At 53.1% G+C, this 17,256-nt stretch carries 16 protein-coding genes; 3 read left to right on the top strand and 13 right to left on the bottom strand.

The annotated features are described in order from the left end of the window. Positions 1 to 236: 236 nt before the first annotated feature. The 13 genes from GQ52_RS04440 to GQ52_RS04380 form a co-directional block, all read right to left on the bottom strand. Positions 237 to 1,511, bottom strand: a complete 1,275-nt coding sequence (locus GQ52_RS04440) for a D-amino acid dehydrogenase (RefSeq protein WP_047515502.1) — start codon at positions 1,509 to 1,511, stop codon at positions 237 to 239. A gap of 113 nt (positions 1,512 to 1,624) precedes the next feature. Next, entirely contained in the window at positions 1,625 to 2,572 is a 948-nt protein-coding gene (gene gshB / locus GQ52_RS04435; protein WP_200884065.1) for a glutathione synthase, read from the bottom strand. Positions 2,573 to 2,590: 18 nt separating this feature from the next. Next, on the bottom strand, positions 2,591 to 3,901 hold the full coding sequence (gshA, locus tag GQ52_RS04430) for a glutamate--cysteine ligase (RefSeq protein ID WP_047515498.1): 1,311 nt from the start codon (positions 3,899 to 3,901) through the stop codon (positions 2,591 to 2,593). Between the two features lie 46 nt (positions 3,902 to 3,947). Beyond that, positions 3,948 to 4,943 carry a lipoyl synthase gene (gene lipA / locus GQ52_RS04425; protein ID WP_047515493.1) on the bottom strand — a complete coding sequence of 332 codons (996 nt, stop codon included), beginning with the start codon at positions 4,941 to 4,943 and terminating at the stop codon, positions 3,948 to 3,950. Continuing rightward, positions 4,933 to 5,547: a lipoyl(octanoyl) transferase LipB gene (lipB, locus tag GQ52_RS04420; RefSeq protein WP_047515491.1), complete on the bottom strand. Its 615-nt coding sequence runs from the start codon at positions 5,545 to 5,547 to the stop codon at positions 4,933 to 4,935. Before lipB ends, lipA begins: the two co-directional genes overlap by 11 nt. Before the next feature lie 14 nt (positions 5,548 to 5,561). Next, entirely contained in the window at positions 5,562 to 5,849 is a 288-nt protein-coding gene (locus GQ52_RS04415; protein WP_019880868.1) for a YbeD family protein, read from the bottom strand. A 47-nt stretch (positions 5,850 to 5,896) separates the two neighbouring features. After that, positions 5,897 to 6,994, bottom strand: coding sequence for a D-alanyl-D-alanine carboxypeptidase family protein (locus GQ52_RS04410; protein WP_019880870.1), 1,098 nt, complete (start codon positions 6,992 to 6,994; stop codon positions 5,897 to 5,899). Positions 6,995 to 7,094: 100 nt separating this feature from the next. After that, on the bottom strand, positions 7,095 to 8,123 hold the full coding sequence (locus tag GQ52_RS04405) for a septal ring lytic transglycosylase RlpA family protein (RefSeq protein WP_047515490.1): 1,029 nt from the start codon (positions 8,121 to 8,123) through the stop codon (positions 7,095 to 7,097). A 27-nt stretch (positions 8,124 to 8,150) separates the two neighbouring features. Continuing rightward, a complete protein-coding gene (gene rodA / locus GQ52_RS04400; RefSeq protein ID WP_024930280.1) occupies positions 8,151 to 9,248 on the bottom strand; it encodes a rod shape-determining protein RodA in 1,098 nt (365 codons plus the stop codon). Continuing rightward, the gene (gene mrdA / locus GQ52_RS04395) at positions 9,241 to 11,181 is read right to left on the bottom strand and encodes a penicillin-binding protein 2 (RefSeq protein WP_019880874.1); all 1,941 of its coding nucleotides are present in this window, start codon (positions 11,179 to 11,181) and stop codon (positions 9,241 to 9,243) included. The genes rodA and mrdA overlap by 8 nt, the downstream gene beginning before the upstream one ends. Before the next feature lie 4 nt (positions 11,182 to 11,185). Continuing rightward, the gene (gene mreD, locus GQ52_RS04390) at positions 11,186 to 11,662 is read right to left on the bottom strand and encodes a rod shape-determining protein MreD (protein WP_019880875.1); all 477 of its coding nucleotides are present in this window, start codon (positions 11,660 to 11,662) and stop codon (positions 11,186 to 11,188) included. Further along, positions 11,659 to 12,759 carry a rod shape-determining protein MreC gene (gene mreC, locus GQ52_RS04385; RefSeq protein ID WP_019880876.1) on the bottom strand — a complete coding sequence of 367 codons (1,101 nt, stop codon included), beginning with the start codon at positions 12,757 to 12,759 and terminating at the stop codon, positions 11,659 to 11,661. Before mreC ends, mreD begins: the two co-directional genes overlap by 4 nt. Before the next feature lie 29 nt (positions 12,760 to 12,788). Then, the gene (locus GQ52_RS04380; RefSeq protein WP_018985380.1) at positions 12,789 to 13,832 is read right to left on the bottom strand and encodes a rod shape-determining protein; all 1,044 of its coding nucleotides are present in this window, start codon (positions 13,830 to 13,832) and stop codon (positions 12,789 to 12,791) included. A gap of 129 nt (positions 13,833 to 13,961) precedes the next feature. Here GQ52_RS04380 and gatC point away from each other — a divergent pair, with 129 nt between their 5' ends. From gatC to gatB, 3 genes are read left to right on the top strand one after another with little or no spacing between them, the layout of a single operon-like run. Continuing rightward, positions 13,962 to 14,249, top strand: coding sequence for an Asp-tRNA(Asn)/Glu-tRNA(Gln) amidotransferase subunit GatC (gene gatC / locus GQ52_RS04375; RefSeq protein WP_024930282.1), 288 nt, complete (start codon positions 13,962 to 13,964; stop codon positions 14,247 to 14,249). Positions 14,250 to 14,283: 34 nt separating this feature from the next. Further along, positions 14,284 to 15,765, top strand: a complete 1,482-nt coding sequence (gene gatA / locus GQ52_RS04370) for an Asp-tRNA(Asn)/Glu-tRNA(Gln) amidotransferase subunit GatA (RefSeq protein WP_047515487.1) — start codon at positions 14,284 to 14,286, stop codon at positions 15,763 to 15,765. After that, on the top strand, positions 15,766 to 17,211 hold the full coding sequence (gene gatB / locus GQ52_RS04365; RefSeq protein WP_047515486.1) for an Asp-tRNA(Asn)/Glu-tRNA(Gln) amidotransferase subunit GatB: 1,446 nt from the start codon (positions 15,766 to 15,768) through the stop codon (positions 17,209 to 17,211). The last annotated feature ends 45 nt before the right edge of the window (positions 17,212 to 17,256 follow it).

Genomic DNA, 17,256 nt, shown 5'->3' with positions numbered 1-17,256 from the left:
CCACGATGATTGGCTTCTCTTTATCCGTATTGTTTTTATAAGAAATACCCATCGATTTTCCTACAAATAATCGGTAGAGCCGCGTTCCTGGAAATCGGTAAAGTTGGCATAGACGGGTTGAGCGCTAGATTGACCTCACGCGGCTTGCAGGTTTTTTAATTGATCAGCCATGGCATCAATTTTAAAAATTGCAGTTCAAAGCTACATTTTGGCACAGGGGAAATACAAGGAAGGCGTTAAGCAGAATAGCGTTTGAGACTGAATTCTTGAGCGCCAATGGCGGGGGTGTCATGGCTTATCAGGTCGGCAAGTACCTGCCCCGAGCCACAAGCCATGGTCCAGCCCAAAGTGCCATGGCCGGTATTCAGCCATACATTAGGATAGCGGGAGTCTGCCTGGCCAATAACGGGGGTGCCATCCGGTGTCATCGGGCGCAATCCAGTCCAGAACAACGCTTGTGATATATCGCCTGCATGTGGAAATAATCCATTTAAGACCATCTCCAGTGTTTGGCGTCGGCGTGGGTTGAGGGTTAAATCGAAACCGGCCAGTTCTGCCATGCCCCCTATGCGGATACGCCGATCAAAGCGGGTAATGGCTACTTTGTAGGTTTCATCCATCACTGTCGAGACCGGGGCAGCGTCAGCACGCATAATCGGTACGGTCAGTGAATAGCCTTTGACCGGATACACGGGCAAATTCAAGCCCAATCCTTGCATCAGCTGACGTGAGTAACTGCCCAGGGCGACCACATAATGATCTGCCATCAAAGTGTCGGTACCATGCGCATTTTTCACTTCTACACCAAGTAACTTGCCTTGTTGTGTGATCAGGCGCTCGATAGCGATGTCTTGCCTGAATTGCACCCCCAGTGTTTGTGCTGCTAGCGCCAGCCGGGAGGTAAATAGCTGGCAATCGCCAGTTTCATCACCGGGCAAATACAAGCCACCCAGCAACTGGTCTTGCACATGCACCAGTGCCGGTTCAATGCGCACGCAACCCTCAGGGTCCACATGCTGAAACGGTACGCCCATGCGGCTAAGTACGGCAATATCCTTGGTTTCAGCAGCGAGTTGTTTTGGTGTGCGGAAAACTTGCAGCGTACCACGGCTGCGCTCTTCGTAGTGGATGCCGGTGTTGGTGCGTAGTGTGCGCAGGCAATCGCGGCTATATTCGGCCAGGCGCACCATGCGGGATTTGTTGATATCGTAGCGATCACTTGAGCAGTTGCGTAAGAACTGTGTGATCCATTGCAATTGCCATACACTGAAGTCTGGCCTGATGGAAAGCGGCGCATGGCGTTGCAGCAACCATTTGAGCGCTTTGAGCGGCACATCCGGCCCGGCCCAGGGCGCTGCGTAGCCGGGTGAAATCTGGCCTGCATTGGCAAAACTGGTTTCCAGGCCGACCGCTGGCTGACGATCGATAACGGTGACTTCAAAGCCTTTTAATGCCAGGTAATAAGCACTTGTGACGCCAATAACACCAGAACCCAGCACCAACACACGCATGATGACACTCCTACGACTGCAACGGACGATATCACTAATGACTTCAAATCACATAAATCATATTAGCAAACTTGATAATTGAGTATGCAGATGGTTTGAGTTTTTTGAGCGTGCTAGGGCGTGAGCTTTTCCAGCGCCTGTATCATCACCATTGCCGGGTCACATGGCAGCGTCCACGTTGCTGATTGTGCGGCAATTTCAACCATGCCGGTCGGGCTGGTGACATTCACCTCGGTTAAATAATCGCCTATCACATCGAGGCCGACCAGAAACAGGCCATGTTGTTTGAGTGTTTGTCCAACTGTCACGGCGATTTCTCGGTCACGGTCACTTAGTGGTTGCGCGACGCCTTTGCCACCTGCGGCCAGGTTGCCACGTGTTTCGCCGGTTTTGGGGATACGGGCCAAGGCATACGGTAACGGTTCGCCATTGATGATCAGGATGCGTTTGTCACCTTTGGCGATGTCTGGAATATAACGCTGCACCATAATGGTTTGCGTTTCAAATTGGGTCAGTGTTTCGAGGATGGCGTAGATATTCGGGTCATCTTTACGTAAACGGAAAATGCCACTGCCGCCCATGCCATCAAGAGGCTTGACGATGATGTCCTCATGTTCGGCCAAAAACGCCAGTATTTTCTCTTGTTTGCTGGTGACAATGAATGGTGGCGCAAATTGCGGAAAGCGCGCGACGGACAATTTCTCATTCCAGCCACGGATAGATGCAGGGTCGTTAATGATGCGCGCGCCCTGTTGTTGCGCTAGCTCCAGCAAATAGGTGCTGTAGAGATATTCGTTATCAAACGGCGGGTCTTTGCGCATCAGCACAGCATCAAAACTGCCTGGCGTCTGTGTGGTTTTCTCGCCCACAGTCCAGCTGCTGTCATTCAATGCAAAGGGCTGGGCATCGATTAGCGCCACTTCGCGCTGCAAGTGCCAGTCGTGTTGCTCGCAGACCCATAACTGGTGTCCGCGCGCTTGCGCAGCACGCATGATGGCGAGGCTGGTGTCTTTATACGCTTTAAGGGTATGCAGCGGGTCGAGAATAAACAGCAATTTCATCATGCGCCTCTGGCTCAATTATGCATTCAGTGGATCATTGTCCTGTAACTCCATGCCGGCTGCCAGCAAGGCCAGGCGCGCAACCACGCCATAAGCGTAGAAGCGGTTAGGCGGCGCATCAGGTGCGCCCGCACAGTCGGGCAGGGTACAGGGTTTTTCAAACGCCAGTGGCACGAAATGCATGCCGGGAGCATTGAGATTCTCATCAATACCACGACCGGTATGCACGCGGTAAAAACCACCAACCACGAAGTGATCCATCATATACACGACGGGTTCAGCCACTGCATCGTTGATATTCTCAAAGGTATACACACCTTCCTGGATCATGACTTCAGACACTTGCATGCCTTCTTTGATCACCGACATTTTGTTGCGTGCCTTGCGGTTAAGGTCGCGTACTTCATCCGCTGACTTCACACTCATGATGCCCATGCCATAAGTGCCGGCATCGGCTTTGACGATGGCAAACGGCTGTTGGGTGATGCCGTATTCATCGTACTTGGCTTGAATCTTCTTCAAGATGGCATCGACTTTGTCTGCCAGCAAGTCTTCACCGACGCGGGCATGGAAATCAATGCCGCTGGCGGTGTCAAAATACGGGTTCAGCAACCAGGGGTCGATTTGCAGTAATTGCGAGAACTCCTCTACCACTTTGTCATAGGCGGCGAAGTGCTGTGATTTGCGGCGGATAAACCAGCCAGCATGCAAAGGTGGAATCAGGTTTTGCTCCAGGCCTTGTAACATGTCAGGCACACCGCCGGATAAATCATTATTGAGCAGGATGGCACAGCTATCAAAGGCTGGATAATCAACACCCTCAAACGAAGCCGCTTTTAATTGCAGGCGGTTTTTCACGCGCACCAGCGGCTCCAGGATCAAGGGCAGGCCATCATGGGTTTCCAGTCGGGTGATTTTAGTGATGTCTGGTGACAGGCTACCAACGCGCACTTCCATGCCTGCGGCTTTGAGAATATTGCATAATTCCACCACATTGCGCAGGTAGTAAGTATTGCGGGTATGGTTTTCCGGAATCAGCAATAAACGGCGCGCATCAGGACAGATTTTTTCGACGGCAACTTGTGCCGCTTGCACAGACAGGCTTAAGAATTCAGGATTAAGGTTGTTGAAACCGCCTGGGAACAAATTGGTATCTACCGGCGCGATTTTAAAACCGGCATTACGCAGGTCCACACTGGCATAAAACGGCGCGGGGATTTCCTGCCATTTCGTGCGAAACCAGTGTTCGATGTCCGGCATCGCCTGTAACACGCGTTTTTCCAGCGTGTACAGTGGTCCGCTCAAAGCCGTTGTTAAGTGTGGAACCATGGTTGCTCCTGTGCTTGTTATTGTTGGCCGGGGATACCGGCACTGCTTATGATGAGGGTTGTTCGATCACGGCATGCGCTTGCTGGTCTGCATGGTAACTGCTGCGTACCATCGGGCCGCTAGCGGCATTATCAAAGCCCATGGCGTCTGCATGTTGCTTAAACCAGTCAAAGGTTTGTGGCGTGACATAGCGCAATACCGGCAAATGGTGCACGCTGGGCTGTAAATATTGACCTAATGTCAGCATGCTGACACCATGCGCGCGCAAGTCCCGCATCACTTCCAGAATTTCTTCATCAGTTTCGCCCAGGCCCAGCATCAGGCCGGATTTGGTCGGCACATGCGGATACATCTGGCTAAATTGCTTGAGCAAGTCGAGTGAGTGCTGGTAATCAGAGCCCGGGCGTGCCTGCTTGTAGAGGCGTGGCACGGTTTCCAGGTTATGGTTCATGACGTCCGGCGGCGCCTCGCGCAGGATTTTGAGTGAAACATCCAGGCGGCCACGAAAATCCGGTACCAGGATTTCTATTTTAATCTGCGGGGATTGGGCGCGAATGGCGCGGATGCAATCGACAAAATGCTGTGCGCCGCCGTCAGGCAAGTCATCACGGTCGACCGAGGTGACCACGACGTAACGCAGCTTCATTTGCGCGATGGTACGCGCCAGGTTTTCCGGTTCATTGACATCAGGTGGCAACGGTTTGCCGTGGGCGACGTCGCAGAACGGGCAGCGGCGGGTACAAATATCGCCCAGAATCATAAAGGTGGCGGTGCCTCCGCTAAAACATTCACCAATATTGGGGCAGCTGGCTTCTTCGCACACGGTATGCAGGTTGTTGTCGCGCAATACCTGTTTGATTTCCTGGAAACGGGCCGAATCCGGCACCTTCATGCGTATCCATTCCGGTTTGCGCAGCATGGGTTGCGGCACGATTTTAATCGGAATACGCGAAGTCTTGGCTGCGTCGATTTCTTTGACACCTGCCACCTTTTTGGCCGGGCGCGCGTCGATTGGATGTTCTTGGGTGGAATTATCTGACATGCGTCAGTTTCTCTTTCAATCGTTGGGTTAAATCCGCTGCAATGTCAGTCATCGTCAGCGCGATATTAAAATCCCGGGTTTGCGTCATCTGCATGCCAGCATAACCGCAAGGGTCAATGTCGGCAAACGGTTGTAGATCCATCTCAATATTCAAACTCAAGCCATGATAGCAGCACTGGTTTTTCAGGCGTAATCCGAGTGAGGCAATTTTTTTGCCATCCACATAGACGCCGGGTGCATCGGCACGCGCTTCGGCGGCAACGCTGTGTGCGGCCAGAAATTCTATCAGGCTGCTTTCCAAGATGGAGACGAGTTGCCGCACATTCAAGTGGCTGCGCGCCAGATCAACCAGGCAATAAATGATTAACTGCCCGGGGCCGTGATAAGTGATTTTGCCACCACGGTCTACATTAACCACCGGGATGTCGTTTTGCGGCAGGCGCACGCCACGGCGGTTAAGGCCCAGTGTATAGACCGGCGGATGTTCGGTGACCCACAGCTGGTCTGGCGTGTCTTGGTTGCGTCCGGCGGTAAATGCCTGCATGTCAGCCAGCGTGGCTGCATAATCAGTCAAGCCCAGCTGGCGGATTTGCAGAGCAGGCATGGAGGCAAAGCAGGTTACAGCACGACCTTGACCATCGGGTGCGAGGTCAGGCTGCGGTAGATATCGTCCAGTTGCGGTTTGGAGGTGACATACACCAGGCAGGTCAGGCTCAGGTATTTGCCATTGCTGCTGCCGCGCATTTCTATCAGGTGCGTGTCGAATTCTGGCCAATGGCCCTGAATCACGCGCGTGACTTCGAGTGTGAAGTCGTCATGTGTTTCGCCCATGACCTTGATCGGGAAGTTGGTGGGAAACTCAATCAGGGTTTCTTCCGCCGCAGGCGTTTGTTCTTGCTGGGTCATGGGGTTCACCTACCTTTGTGCTTGTTCCGCTTTATGACGACAAGGGTTTACTGCAAATACAGGCGGACCTGGTCGATCATGCGTGAGAAGATATTGCTGGCCTCAACGGCATGCACGGTCACCAGCGGCACACTATGTACCACTTTGCCGCCCAGGCTAAAATCTACTGCACCCACGGTTTGATGCGCTTTTAATGGCGCTTCCAGTGGTTTTGCAATGCGCAGATTCGCCTTCATATTGGCATACTCACCTTGCGGTAATGTTAAATAGACTGGTTTGGCGACCGTTAAGTCGACTTCGCTTTCGGTGCCTTTCCATACTTTTTGACGCGTAATGGCTTTGTCTGCTGCGTAAATCAGCTTGGACTCATAAAACTGGAAACCAAAGTTCAGCAGTTTCTGGCTTTCGGCCGCGCGTACATTATCTGAAGTGGTGCCGAGGACCACAGAAATCAAGCGGAAGTCACTACGTTTGGCTGAAGAAATCAGGCAATAACCTGCAGATTCCGTGTGGCCGGTCTTCATGCCATCCACGCTGGGGTCGAGAAACAGCAAGCGGTTGCGGTTAGGCTGCGTGATGTTGTTATAGGTATAAGACTTTTGTGAATACAGGCGTGCATAGTCTTGTGGATAGTCACGAATCAGGGCATTGGCCAAGATCGACAAGTCACGCGCAGTGGTGGTGTGCGTAGGGTCTGGCAAGCCTGTGGCATTCACAAAGTGGCTGTTTTTCATGCCTAGGGCCGCCGCTTTTTTGTTCATTAATGATGCAAATAACTCTTCACTACCCGCAATGCCTTCTGCCAGGGTAATGGCAGCATCATTGCCAGACTGGATAATCAGGCCATGTAACAGCTCATCCACCGTGACCGTCATGGTGGTATCGATAAACATTTTAGAGCCTTCGACTTTCCAGGCTTTTTGGCTGACCGGCAAGGTTTGTGTCAGTGCCAGGCGTTTTTGCTTTACCGCTTCAAACGTCAGGTAAGCCGTCATCACTTTGGTCAGTGACGCAGGCTCAACCGGCATATCCGGATTACTCGCTGCCAACAGACTGCCGGTATTGGCATCGCGCAGCACAAAGGCTTTGGCTGCCAATGTCGGTGTCGGCACATTGCCAGTGATGGCTTCGGCCGCCACGGTCATTAAAGGAATGGAAAGTAGAAAAGCAATACAGGAACGCCACATGGTCATCATTTATACGAGAATAAAAATTAATGAGAAGAAAACTGCTAACGGAAAAAAACTACCGCGAAAATATCAGTGCAGGTAACTGCAATTTGTCACGCATCTGACTGGCGGCCTGCGCTGCTAATGCGTGATCCGGATAAGGCCCCAGCACAATCTGGAACGTTTTTCCATTATACACTTTGTTGAGTAGGGATTGTGTTTCTGGCAGGGTGGTGAAAATGCGCTGGTGCAGGCGGTCCGCATTTTCTTCCTGGCCAAATGCTCCCACTTGTACATAAATGCCACCGGCTTCCAGTGTCGTCAGTGCGTTGGCGGATGCCACGGCTGGTGTGGTGATTGCCTGGGGCGGTGTATTGCTGGCAGCAGGTGATGCCGAGGGTTGTTGCGACGGGGGTTGCTGGGTCGGCGCTTGCTGAGTCGGGTCTATCAGTGACACCTCAACTTGTGCCGAGCCATGGCGAATAATATCCAGTTGTTTGGCCGCGGCGTAAGAGAGGTCTATGATGCGGTCGCGGCCAAACGGGCCGCGGTCATTGACGCGCGCCATGATGGTTTTGCCATTGCTGAGGTTAGTGATGCGTACATAGCTTGGGATAGGCAACGTTCTATGCGCAGCGGTTAATTTGAACATGTCATAGGGTTCACCACTGGCAGTGCGGCGGCCATGGAATTTTTTGCCATACCACGAAGCATGTCCGGTTTGTGTGAACGGTGTATTGATTTCAGACATCGGTGTCATGGTTTCACCATTGACGATATAGGGTTTGGTGGTGCCTTTGACAATCGGTTCCAGCTTGGGCGTGACTGTGGTTTCGAGCGGGATGTTCGGGTCTATGCCGTCAGTCGGATTGCCGCTAGTCTCTGGTTTGGGGTCGATGTTAATGACTTTGGGGCCGCCAATGACTGAGCCATTCGTTGCGGGGTTGTTGGTAGCGGGAGTAGGTGTCGAGCTGGCAGCGCCGCTGGTGGCAGGCCTGGTCGGTGGTCCCGCTGGTGCGGTTTGCCGGGGAGGCATGCTGCTGCTACAAGCTGCTAGCCAGATGGCCAGCGTGACGATGCATAACCGTTGCAAGTAAAAAAACATCCTGTTCCTTAATCGGTGTTTATGCGCTTAATCCGTCGCCACCAGGCGTTTGTGCGATTGCACGCTCATCAGCAAGCCCAGGCTAAGGCCCAGGGTTAACAGTGAGGTGCCGCCGTAGCTGACCAGTGGTAATGGAATGCCGACCACCGGCAGAATGCCGCTCACCATGCCCATATTCACGAAGCAATAAGTAAAGAAAGTGGCGGCGATGCTACCCGCCAGCAAGCGCGAAAAGGTACTCTTGGCTTGTGACGCGATAATGAAGGCGCGGCCGATAATAATGGTGAACAACAGCAATAACAGGCTGCAGCCAACCAGGCCAAACTCTTCAGCAAACACCGCAAAAATAAAGTCGGTCGTTCTTTCTGGCACAAAGTCGAGTTGTGACTGCGTGCCATTGAGCCAGCCTTTGCCGGTGGTACCACCTGAGCCAATGGCGATGGTAGCCTGGATAATATGGTAACCCGCGCCTAGTGGATCCTGGCTGGGATCAATCAGGATCTCCACCCGGCGACGCTGGTAATCATGCAGCATGGACCACAGAATTGGCAATGCGGCACCGAAGGCAACAGCGCTGCCCAAAATAAACTTCCAGCTCAGCCCGGCCAGAAAAATGACATAAAAGCCTGACGCAAAGACCAGCGTGGCTGTGCCGAGGTCGGGTTGTTTGGCAATCAGCAACACGGGCGTGAGCAAAATGACGCCAGCGACGATGTAGTCTGCTGTACGCAGCATACTTTCACGTTTGGAAAAGTACCATGACAACATGATGGGTACCGCCAGTTTCATCAGTTCTGACGGCTGGATTTTGGTCACACCGAGGTTGAGCCAGCGTCGTGCGCCGTGGCTGATATCACCGACCAGTGCTACCGCAATCAGCAATGCCAGCCCGAGCAGGTAGGCTGGTAGCGCAATGCGTTCTATATGTTGTGGCTGGGTATTGGCGACCAGGAACATCACCCCCAACATCACCACAATGTTGATTAACTGCGCATTCACCTTAAGCAGTGACTGGCCCGAGGCGCTGTAAAGTACCATGAGTGCCACCACCAGTACCATGAGCACTGTTGCCAGCAAAATCGAGTCGATATGCCGGATAAAATGGCCTATCCATTGTCTAATCATGAGGCTCCTCCTCGACTTCTGGCGCGTTCACGACAGCTGCTTCTGCCGCCGCTGCAGCTTGTGCCGCTGCCGGATCCACCGGGACTTTACCCAGCAAGTAATAATCCATCACCTTGCGGGCAATGGGGCCCGCGGTAGAGCCACCGTGGCTGCCGTTTTCAACAATCACCGCCACGGCAATTTTTGGGTCTTCGGCTGGTGCATAGGCAATAAACCAGGCATGGTCGCGGTGGCGTTCATTAATCAGTTTTTCGTTGTATTTTTCATTTTGCTTGATGCCGACCACTTGTGCAGTACCAGTTTTAGCCGCGATGTCATAGCCGGCATTGGCGCCGATTGCCGCAGCGGTACCGCCTGGGCGGGTCACATCCATCATGCCCAGTTTCACAATATCCAGATTCTGCGCGCTCAAGTTGAGCTGGTCGGCAATGATGTGCGGCAACATTTTCACCTGGTTGGTTTTGGCGTTAACGATGGCATTGACCAGGTGCGGACGAATCGCCTTGCCGTTGTTGGCCAGCGTGGCCGTGGCATAGGCTAGCTGCATGGGCGTCACCAGCGTGTAGCCCTGGCCGATACCGACAATCACGGTTTCGCCCATGTACCAGGGTTGTTTATAGCGCCTTTGCTTCCAGGCAGGGGTTGGCAACAGACCGGACAACTCACCCTGGATATCAATATTGGTTTTTTCACCAAAGCCAAAATGGCGCACAAAATCTGTCAGGCGCTCAATGCCGAGCTCAACTGCCAGGCCGTAGAAAAAAGTGTCACAAGAGACGGTAATCGCCCTGCGCATATCCACTGCACCATGGCCGGACGGTTTCCAGTCCCGGTAGCGATGGCGGCTATTGGGCAGGGTGAAATAGCCGGGGTCGCTAATGGTAAAGGGGGGCTGGCGTTTGCCGGATTCCAGGCCTGCCAGTGCAACGAATGGTTTAAATGTCGAGCCAGGTGGGTAGATGCCCTTGAGGCTGCGGTTAATCAGTGGCTTGTCTGGTGAGTTGTTGAGGTTATTCCAGTTGTCAAAATCAATGCCATCGACAAACAGGTTGGCATCAAACGACGGCATGCTCACCATAGATAGCACTTCACCGGTTTTTGGCTGGATAGCCACTAATGCACCACGTCTGCCAGCAAACTCATGCTCGGCGATCTCCTGCATTTTGGCATCCATAGACAGCACAATATTGTTGCCTGAGGTGGGCGATGCGCTGGATAGCACACGCACCGCGCGGCCATCGGCGTCAATTTCTACCTGCTGGAAACCGGTGATGCCATGTAAGTCTTCTTCATAAGCCTGCTCAACCCCGGCTTTGCCGATGTGCTCAGTGCCTTTGTAATTCGACAACTGGTTACTTTCTTTGAGCTGCTTGAGGTCGTTTTCATTGATACGGCTGATATAGCCGATGCCATGCGTGCCCAAGGTGCCATATGGATAATGGCGGAACAGGCGTGATTTGAGCTCAACGCCAGGGAAACGGAAGCGATTGACGGCAAACTTGGCCGCTTCATATTCGTTGAGGTGGGTGCGGATCGGGATGCTTTCAAAGGTGTGACTCTGCGCGCGCAACTTCTTAAAGCGTTTTAAATCGGAGGCCGAGATTTCAACCAGTGCACCCAATTCGGCAATGGTGTCCTGCAAACCATCGGTTTTAGACGGCGTGATTTCCAGCGTATACACAAAAAAGTTATGTGCCAGGATAATGCCATTGCGATCCGAGATCAGGCCGCGGTTGGGTGTGATCGGGACAATTGAGATGCGGTTATTTTCCGCCAGCGTTTGGTAGTAGTCATAGCGGTAGACTTGCAGGAAATAGAAACGACCAAGCAGCGCGGAGAACGCGCTGAGGACCATTAAGATCAGAAAAACCAGACGAACCCGGAACTTGTGCTGTTCGTTTTGATGGTTTTTGAGTTCAGTGCTATACCCCATGTGCTTATAACTTCTTCGGGCGGGTCAGCTCGCCAAACCAGATAATCATGAATTGCCACAATATCAGGTCGGAAACCACGGGCAGGCTGTAGGTCCAGTCCGGCAGCTCGCCGCCAGCAAACAGTTTGAGCAGTAAAATCAGCCCACGTTGTACCCCAAACAGGAATATCACGTACAAATACAGTTGCCAGCGGTTAAACAGCACCAGGCGCCGTTGGTAAATCAGGCCCAGAAAAGCGGTGATGGCAAATGTCAGCGCGTGTTGGCCCAGCAGGCTGCCAGTGGATAAGTCGACCAGTAACCCGGCAAACCAGACCCAGCCGATATTGCAGTGATACGGGGCTTGTAGCACCCAGTAAATCATGATCACCAGCAAAAAGTCAGGGCGGATAATGACACCGGTGTTTGACCAGGGGTAGAGCTGGAATATCAGTCCGACCAACATGGTGAACAGGAAAGTGCTGAATTTTACCGGTTTCATGGGTGCTCCGGCGCGGCAGGGGCCGTGGTGTTTTCAGGGGCAGGGGCTGCACCCGGGGTGGCTGCAGCGGCGCCAGGCTCGGTGCTGGGGGAGTCCAGCACAGGCGTTTCGGTCGCCGGGTGCGGGTCAACCGCGGCATTATTTTTTTGCAGTACTTCAACCACAGACTGATCCAGATGCTGTGCGTTGTTGCGCGGCAACACCGGTTTGTTTTCGCTGGATGGGTTAATGGCGGGTGACTCGGGCACTTTGAGGATTAGCACATGCTTGTGGTTATTCACGCCAGCAATCGGGCGGCTAATGATTTTGGCAAAAGGCGAATCCTGGCTTTGCTTGATCTGGGTGACCACGGCGACGGCTAAGCCCGCCGGGTAGACGCCATCAATGCCGGATGTGACCAGCTTGTCGCCCACTTTAATATCCACGCTGGTCGGCAGGTAGGGAATGTCCAGCGTGTTGCGCTTGCCTTCACCAAAGGCAATCGCGCGCAACTGGTTGCGCTCAATCTGAATGGGAATCGACAGCTTTTTGTCGGTAATCAGCGTCACTTCGCTGGTAAAGGTATAAACACGTGTAATTTGCCCGACTACGCCCTGTTCATCGACTACGGCCTGGCCAGGCGTGATGTGATGGCGGCTGCCACGGTTGAGCGTGATGATGTTGCTGAACGGGTCGCGACCCATGTGCAATACTTCGCCCAGGGTAGCCTGCGGAATAATGGGCGCATCGCCCGCCAGCAGCGTGCGTAAATGTGCATTTTCAGCATCCACGGTCGCCAGGCGCTGCAAGGCGGCATTGTCTATCAGTGACTGCTGCTTGAGTTTGAAATTGTCTTGAATCAGCTGGTTGTGTGAGGTGAAGTAGGTGTTGATGTTGCGGCCCCACTCATTAGGTGCGCTGGCCAGTACTTCCAGGGGGTGCAAGGCGGTGCTGAACCATTGCCTCACCTGGCTCAGGTAGTCAAAGCGCGCGTCCACCGCCATCATGACCAGTGACAGCGTGCAAAAAAACATCAGGCGTGAGAAAGGCTTGGGTCCCTGGATAAAAAAAGCCGGGGACTCCTGCGGATCAAGCTGTTGGTGTATGCCTTTTAGCATAATCGGGTGCGCGCCATCGTTGCCCCGAATTATTCGCTAGCAAAAACGTTGCCCAGCTTGTCCATTTCTTCCAGTGCGCGACCACAGCCGCGTGCGACGCAAGTCAGCGGATCTTCTGCCACGATCACTGGCAAACCGGTTTCTTCCACCAGCAGGCGATCCAGGTCACGCAGCAGGGCGCCACCACCGGTCAATACCATGCCTTTTTCGGCAATGTCGGCACCCAGTTCTGGTGGGGTTTGTTCCAGGGCGGATTTTACCGCACCAACGATAGAGTTCAATGGTTCGGTCAGGGCTTCCAGGATTTCGTTACTGGAGATAGTGAACTTACGTGGCAAGCCTTCTGCCAGGTTGCGGCCAGTGACTTCCATTTCCAACACTTCAGAACCCGGGAAGGCGGAGCCGATTCTTTTCTTGATCGCTTCAGCGGTTGGCTCGGAAATTTGCATGCCGTAGTTGCGGCGGATGTAGTCGATAATTGCCTGGTCGAACTTGTCACCACCGACACGCTCAGACTTGGCGTACACAATGCCGCCCAGTGAGATCACGCCCACTTCGGTGGTGCCGCCACCGATATCCACCACCATGGAACCTGTTGCTTCAGCGACTGGCATATCGGCACCAATCGCAGCAGCCATGGGTTCTTCAATCAAAAACACTTGTTTGGCACCGGCGCGCTCAGCGGATTCTTTAATCGCGCGACGCTCAACCTGGGTGGAGCCTACCGGCACACAGATAATGATGCGTGGGCTAGGGGAGAACCAGCGGGATTCGTGTACTTTACGGATAAAAAACTTGAGCATTTGCTCGGTGATGGTGAAGTCGGCAATCACACCATCCTTCATCGGGCGGATGGCCTGAATATTGGCTGGTGCACGGCCCAGCATGCTTTTCGCATCTGAACCGACGGCCAGTAACACCTTTTTTCCGTTGGGGCCGCCTTCGGTACGAATCGCCACCACCGACGGTTCATCCAGAACGACGCCCTTACCACGCACGTAGATCAAGGTGTTGGCGGTGCCAAGGTCAATGGCAAGGTCATTGGAGAAGTAGCTGTTGAGTGAACCGAACATGTTTTATCCTGTGAAGTTTCCGACTTTAGAACTGCTCGCTAAGTGCGGCATAAAATCAAGGTATAATAGCGCAAAACGCACATGAAATTAAGATGTGCTTTCAAAATCTTACAGACAATTAACCAGAACATGGCACTGAATCTAGATGATATCAAGCGTATCGCTCATCTGGCCCGTATTGAGGTCAGCGAGAGTGAAGCGCAGGAAACCCTGAACAAGCTATCCGGCATCCTCGGTTTGATCGAGCAAATGCAGGCGGTCGACACCACAGGCATTGTCCCTATGTCGCACTCGCAGGACGTGACGCAGCGCCTGCGTGAAGACGTGGTCACCAAAACGAACCAGCGCGAGCTGTTCCAGTCTATTGCCCCGGCAACACAGGATGGTCTGTACCTGGTGCCAAGAGTCATCGAATAACAGCGGTTTTCTACGCGATTTTACGGTTCTTATTATGATTAACAGCAGTCTCAAGCAGCTGGGCCAGCAGTTGGCCAGCAAACAAGTATCCAGTGTCGAGCTGACGCAAGCCTATTTGCAGCGCATGACGCAGCTCAATCCGACCATTAATGCCTACGTCACCATCGACGAGGATAAAACGCTGGCGCAGGCCAAGGCAGCTGATGCACGCATTGCCACTGGTGATTTCGGCCCGCTGACCGGAATCCCGCTGGCGCAAAAAGACATTTTCTGTGCCAAAGGCTGGCGCACCACCTGTAGCTCAAAAATGCTGGAGACCTTTATCTCTCCGTATGACGCACATGTCATCAGCCAGTTTGATGCTGCGGGCGCTGTGAACCTGGGTAAAACCAATATGGACGAGTTCGCCATGGGCTCCTCCAACGAAACCAGCTATTTTGGTGGCGTGAAAAACCCGTGGGACTTTGACCGTGTACCGGGTGGTAGCTCGGGCGGTTCCGCTGCCGCGGTGGCCGCTCGTTTGTGTGCCGCTGCGACGGGCACCGATACCGGCGGCTCCATCCGCCAGCCAGCTTCTTTGTGCGGTTTTACCGGCCTCAAGCCCACCTATGGCCTGGTGTCGCGTTACGGCATGATCGCGTTTGCGTCTTCACTCGACCAAGCGGGCCCGATGGCCAAATCCGCCGAAGACTGTGCACTCATGCTGAATGTCATGGCGGGGTTTGATGAGCGTGACTCCACCAGCGTCAACCGTGAAAAAGAAGACTACACCCGCGGCCTGGCTGCCCTGACCGGCGAGCAGCCACTCAAAGGCTTGCGCATAGGTCTGCCTAAAGAATACTTTGCCGAAGGCCTGAGTGCCGATGTGGCCAAGGTCATCGAAACCGCTATTGCCGAATACAAAAAGCTGGGCGCCGAAATCGTAGAAATCAGTTTGCCTAATAACAATCTGTCGATTCCGGTCTATTACGTGCTGGCTCCGGCAGAAGCCTCCAGCAACCTGTCACGCTTTGACGGTGTACGTTATGGCCACCGTGCTGCCGAATACAACGACCTGATGGAAATGTACATGAAGTCGCGCGCCGAAGGCTTTGGTGCCGAGGTCAAACGCCGTATCCTGATTGGTACGTATGTATTAAGTGCCGGTTATTACGATGCTTACTATCTCAAAGCACAGCAAATTCGCCGCCTGATTGCGCAAGATTTTGTCGAAGCATTTAAGCACTGTGATGTGATCATGGGGCCAGCTGCCCCTTCGACAGCCTTTAAGGCCGGAGAGAAGACCAGTGACCCGGTCGCCATGTACCTCGAAGATCTGTATACCATCGCTGTTAACCTGGCCGGTTTGCCAGGCATGAGTATTCCAGCCGGTTTTGCGGCTAACTCAGAAGGCAAGTCCTTACCGGTAGGCTTGCAGATTATCGGTAATTATTTTGATGAGGCGCGCATGCTGGAGATCGGCCACGCTTATCAACAAGTGACAGACTGGCACACACGTATGCCGGAGGGAATTTAAATGCAGTGGGAAGTCGTCATCGGGTTGGAAACTCATACTCAGTTACAAACTAAATCTAAACAGTTTAGCGGCGCTTCGACCACCTATGGTGCTGCGCCAAATACACAGGCTTGCGAAGTGAGCATCGCTTTACCCGGTGTATTGCCGGTACTGAACAAAGAAGCCGTCGAATGTGCCATTAAGTTTGGCCTGGCGATTGATGCTGAGATGGCGCCACGCAGTGTGTTTTCCCGCAAGAATTACTTTTATCCGGATTTGCCTAAAGGCTACCAGATCAGCCAGTTTGAGTTGCCGGTGGTCGGTAAAGGCAAAATCACCATCCAGGTGCCTGCGACTAAAAATGCCGAAGCCTACGAAAAAGTCATCAATATCACGCGTGCACATCTGGAAGAAGATGCCGGTAAATCGGTGCATGATGCAGTTGAAGGCATGTCCGGCATAGACCTCAACCGTGCAGGGACGCCGTTGCTGGAAATTGTGACTGAGCCAGATATGCGCAGCGCAGCGGAAGCGGTGGCTTATGCCAAGAAATTGCATGAACTGGTGCAATGGATCGGTATCTGTGATGGCAACATGCAAGAAGGTAGTTTCCGTTGTGATGTCAACGTGTCGGTGCGTCCAAAAGGCACTGAGAAATTAGGTACCCGTCGCGAAATCAAGAACCTCAATTCGTTCAAGTTTATGCAGCAGGCAATCGAGTACGAGACACAATGGCAAATTGAGACGCTGGAAGATGGCGGCACCATCCAGCAGGCAACCGTGCTGTTTAACCCGGATACGGGTGAAACGCGTGCCATGCGTAGCAAGGAAGAAGCCAACGATTACCGTTACTTCCCAGACCCTGACTTATTGCCGCTGGAAGTCACCGAAGCAGATAAGGCACGTGTGAAGGCCGAGATGCCAGAACTGCCACAAGCCTTGCAAGCGCGCTTCAGCAGTGAATACCAACTTTCCAGTTATGATGCCAGCACCCTCACTGCCTCACGCAGTCTGGCCGATTATTTCGTTGCTGTGGTCAATGCTGGTGCTGAGCCTAAACAGGCCGCTAACTGGGTGATGGGCGCGTTGTCAGCCAGGCTGAATGCCGAAGAAAAAGCCATTGCTGATAGCCCGCTGTCTGCTGTGCAGCTGGCTGCTTTACTCAAGCGTATTGCTGATAACACTATCTCTAACAATGCCGCCAAGCAGGTGTTTGAAGGTTTGTGGGCCGGCGAGGGCGAAGTAGATGCCATTATTGAGGCCAAGGGCCTCAAGCAGGTCTCTGATACTGGCGCCATAGAGGCGATTATCAATGAAGTACTGGCCGCTAACCAGGCGATGGTGGATGAATACAAAGCCGGTAAAGAAAAAGCTTTTAATGCGCTTGTTGGTCAATGTATGAAAGCCTCCAAAGGCAAGGCCAATCCGACCCAGGTCAACGAACTGCTTAAGGCTAAACTGGGCTAAAGCGGATTATCCTGCTGTGGTATGGCAGGATAATATTGACGGACC

This window comes from Methylophilus sp. Q8 (assembly GCF_000800115.1).
Taxonomy (GTDB): Bacteria; Pseudomonadota; Gammaproteobacteria; order Burkholderiales; family Methylophilaceae; genus Methylophilus.
The sequence above is the reverse complement of the archived record's forward strand: the minus strand, read 5'-3'. Positions and strand labels throughout refer to the sequence as shown.

Excerpts from the sequence above, each read along its gene's own strand:
- gatA (WP_047515487.1), top strand. The coding sequence starts at position 14,284 with ATGATTAACAGCAGTCTCAAGCAGCTGGGCCAGCAGTTGGCCAGCAAA.
- GQ52_RS04440 (WP_047515502.1), bottom strand. The coding sequence starts at position 1,511 with ATGCGTGTGTTGGTGCTGGGTTCTGGTGTTATTGGCGTCACAAGTGCT.
- gatC (WP_024930282.1), top strand. The coding sequence starts at position 13,962 with ATGGCACTGAATCTAGATGATATCAAGCGTATCGCTCATCTGGCCCGT.
- gshB (WP_200884065.1), bottom strand. The coding sequence starts at position 2,572 with ATGAAATTGCTGTTTATTCTCGACCCGCTGCATACCCTTAAAGCGTAT.
- mrdA (WP_019880874.1), bottom strand. The coding sequence starts at position 11,181 with ATGGGGTATAGCACTGAACTCAAAAACCATCAAAACGAACAGCACAAG.
- GQ52_RS04380 (WP_018985380.1), bottom strand. The coding sequence starts at position 13,832 with ATGTTCGGTTCACTCAACAGCTACTTCTCCAATGACCTTGCCATTGAC.
- GQ52_RS04415 (WP_019880868.1), bottom strand. The coding sequence starts at position 5,849 with ATGACCCAGCAAGAACAAACGCCTGCGGCGGAAGAAACCCTGATTGAG.
- gatB (WP_047515486.1), top strand. The coding sequence starts at position 15,766 with ATGCAGTGGGAAGTCGTCATCGGGTTGGAAACTCATACTCAGTTACAA.
- mreD (WP_019880875.1), bottom strand. The coding sequence starts at position 11,662 with ATGAAACCGGTAAAATTCAGCACTTTCCTGTTCACCATGTTGGTCGGA.
- mreC (WP_019880876.1), bottom strand. The coding sequence starts at position 12,759 with ATGCTAAAAGGCATACACCAACAGCTTGATCCGCAGGAGTCCCCGGCT.
- gshA (WP_047515498.1), bottom strand. The coding sequence starts at position 3,901 with ATGGTTCCACACTTAACAACGGCTTTGAGCGGACCACTGTACACGCTG.
- GQ52_RS04405 (WP_047515490.1), bottom strand. The coding sequence starts at position 8,123 with ATGTTTTTTTACTTGCAACGGTTATGCATCGTCACGCTGGCCATCTGG.
- lipA (WP_047515493.1), bottom strand. The coding sequence starts at position 4,943 with ATGTCAGATAATTCCACCCAAGAACATCCAATCGACGCGCGCCCGGCC.
- GQ52_RS04410 (WP_019880870.1), bottom strand. The coding sequence starts at position 6,994 with ATGACCGTGGCGGCCGAAGCCATCACTGGCAATGTGCCGACACCGACA.
- rodA (WP_024930280.1), bottom strand. The coding sequence starts at position 9,248 with ATGATTAGACAATGGATAGGCCATTTTATCCGGCATATCGACTCGATT.
- lipB (WP_047515491.1), bottom strand. The coding sequence starts at position 5,547 with ATGCCTGCTCTGCAAATCCGCCAGCTGGGCTTGACTGATTATGCAGCC.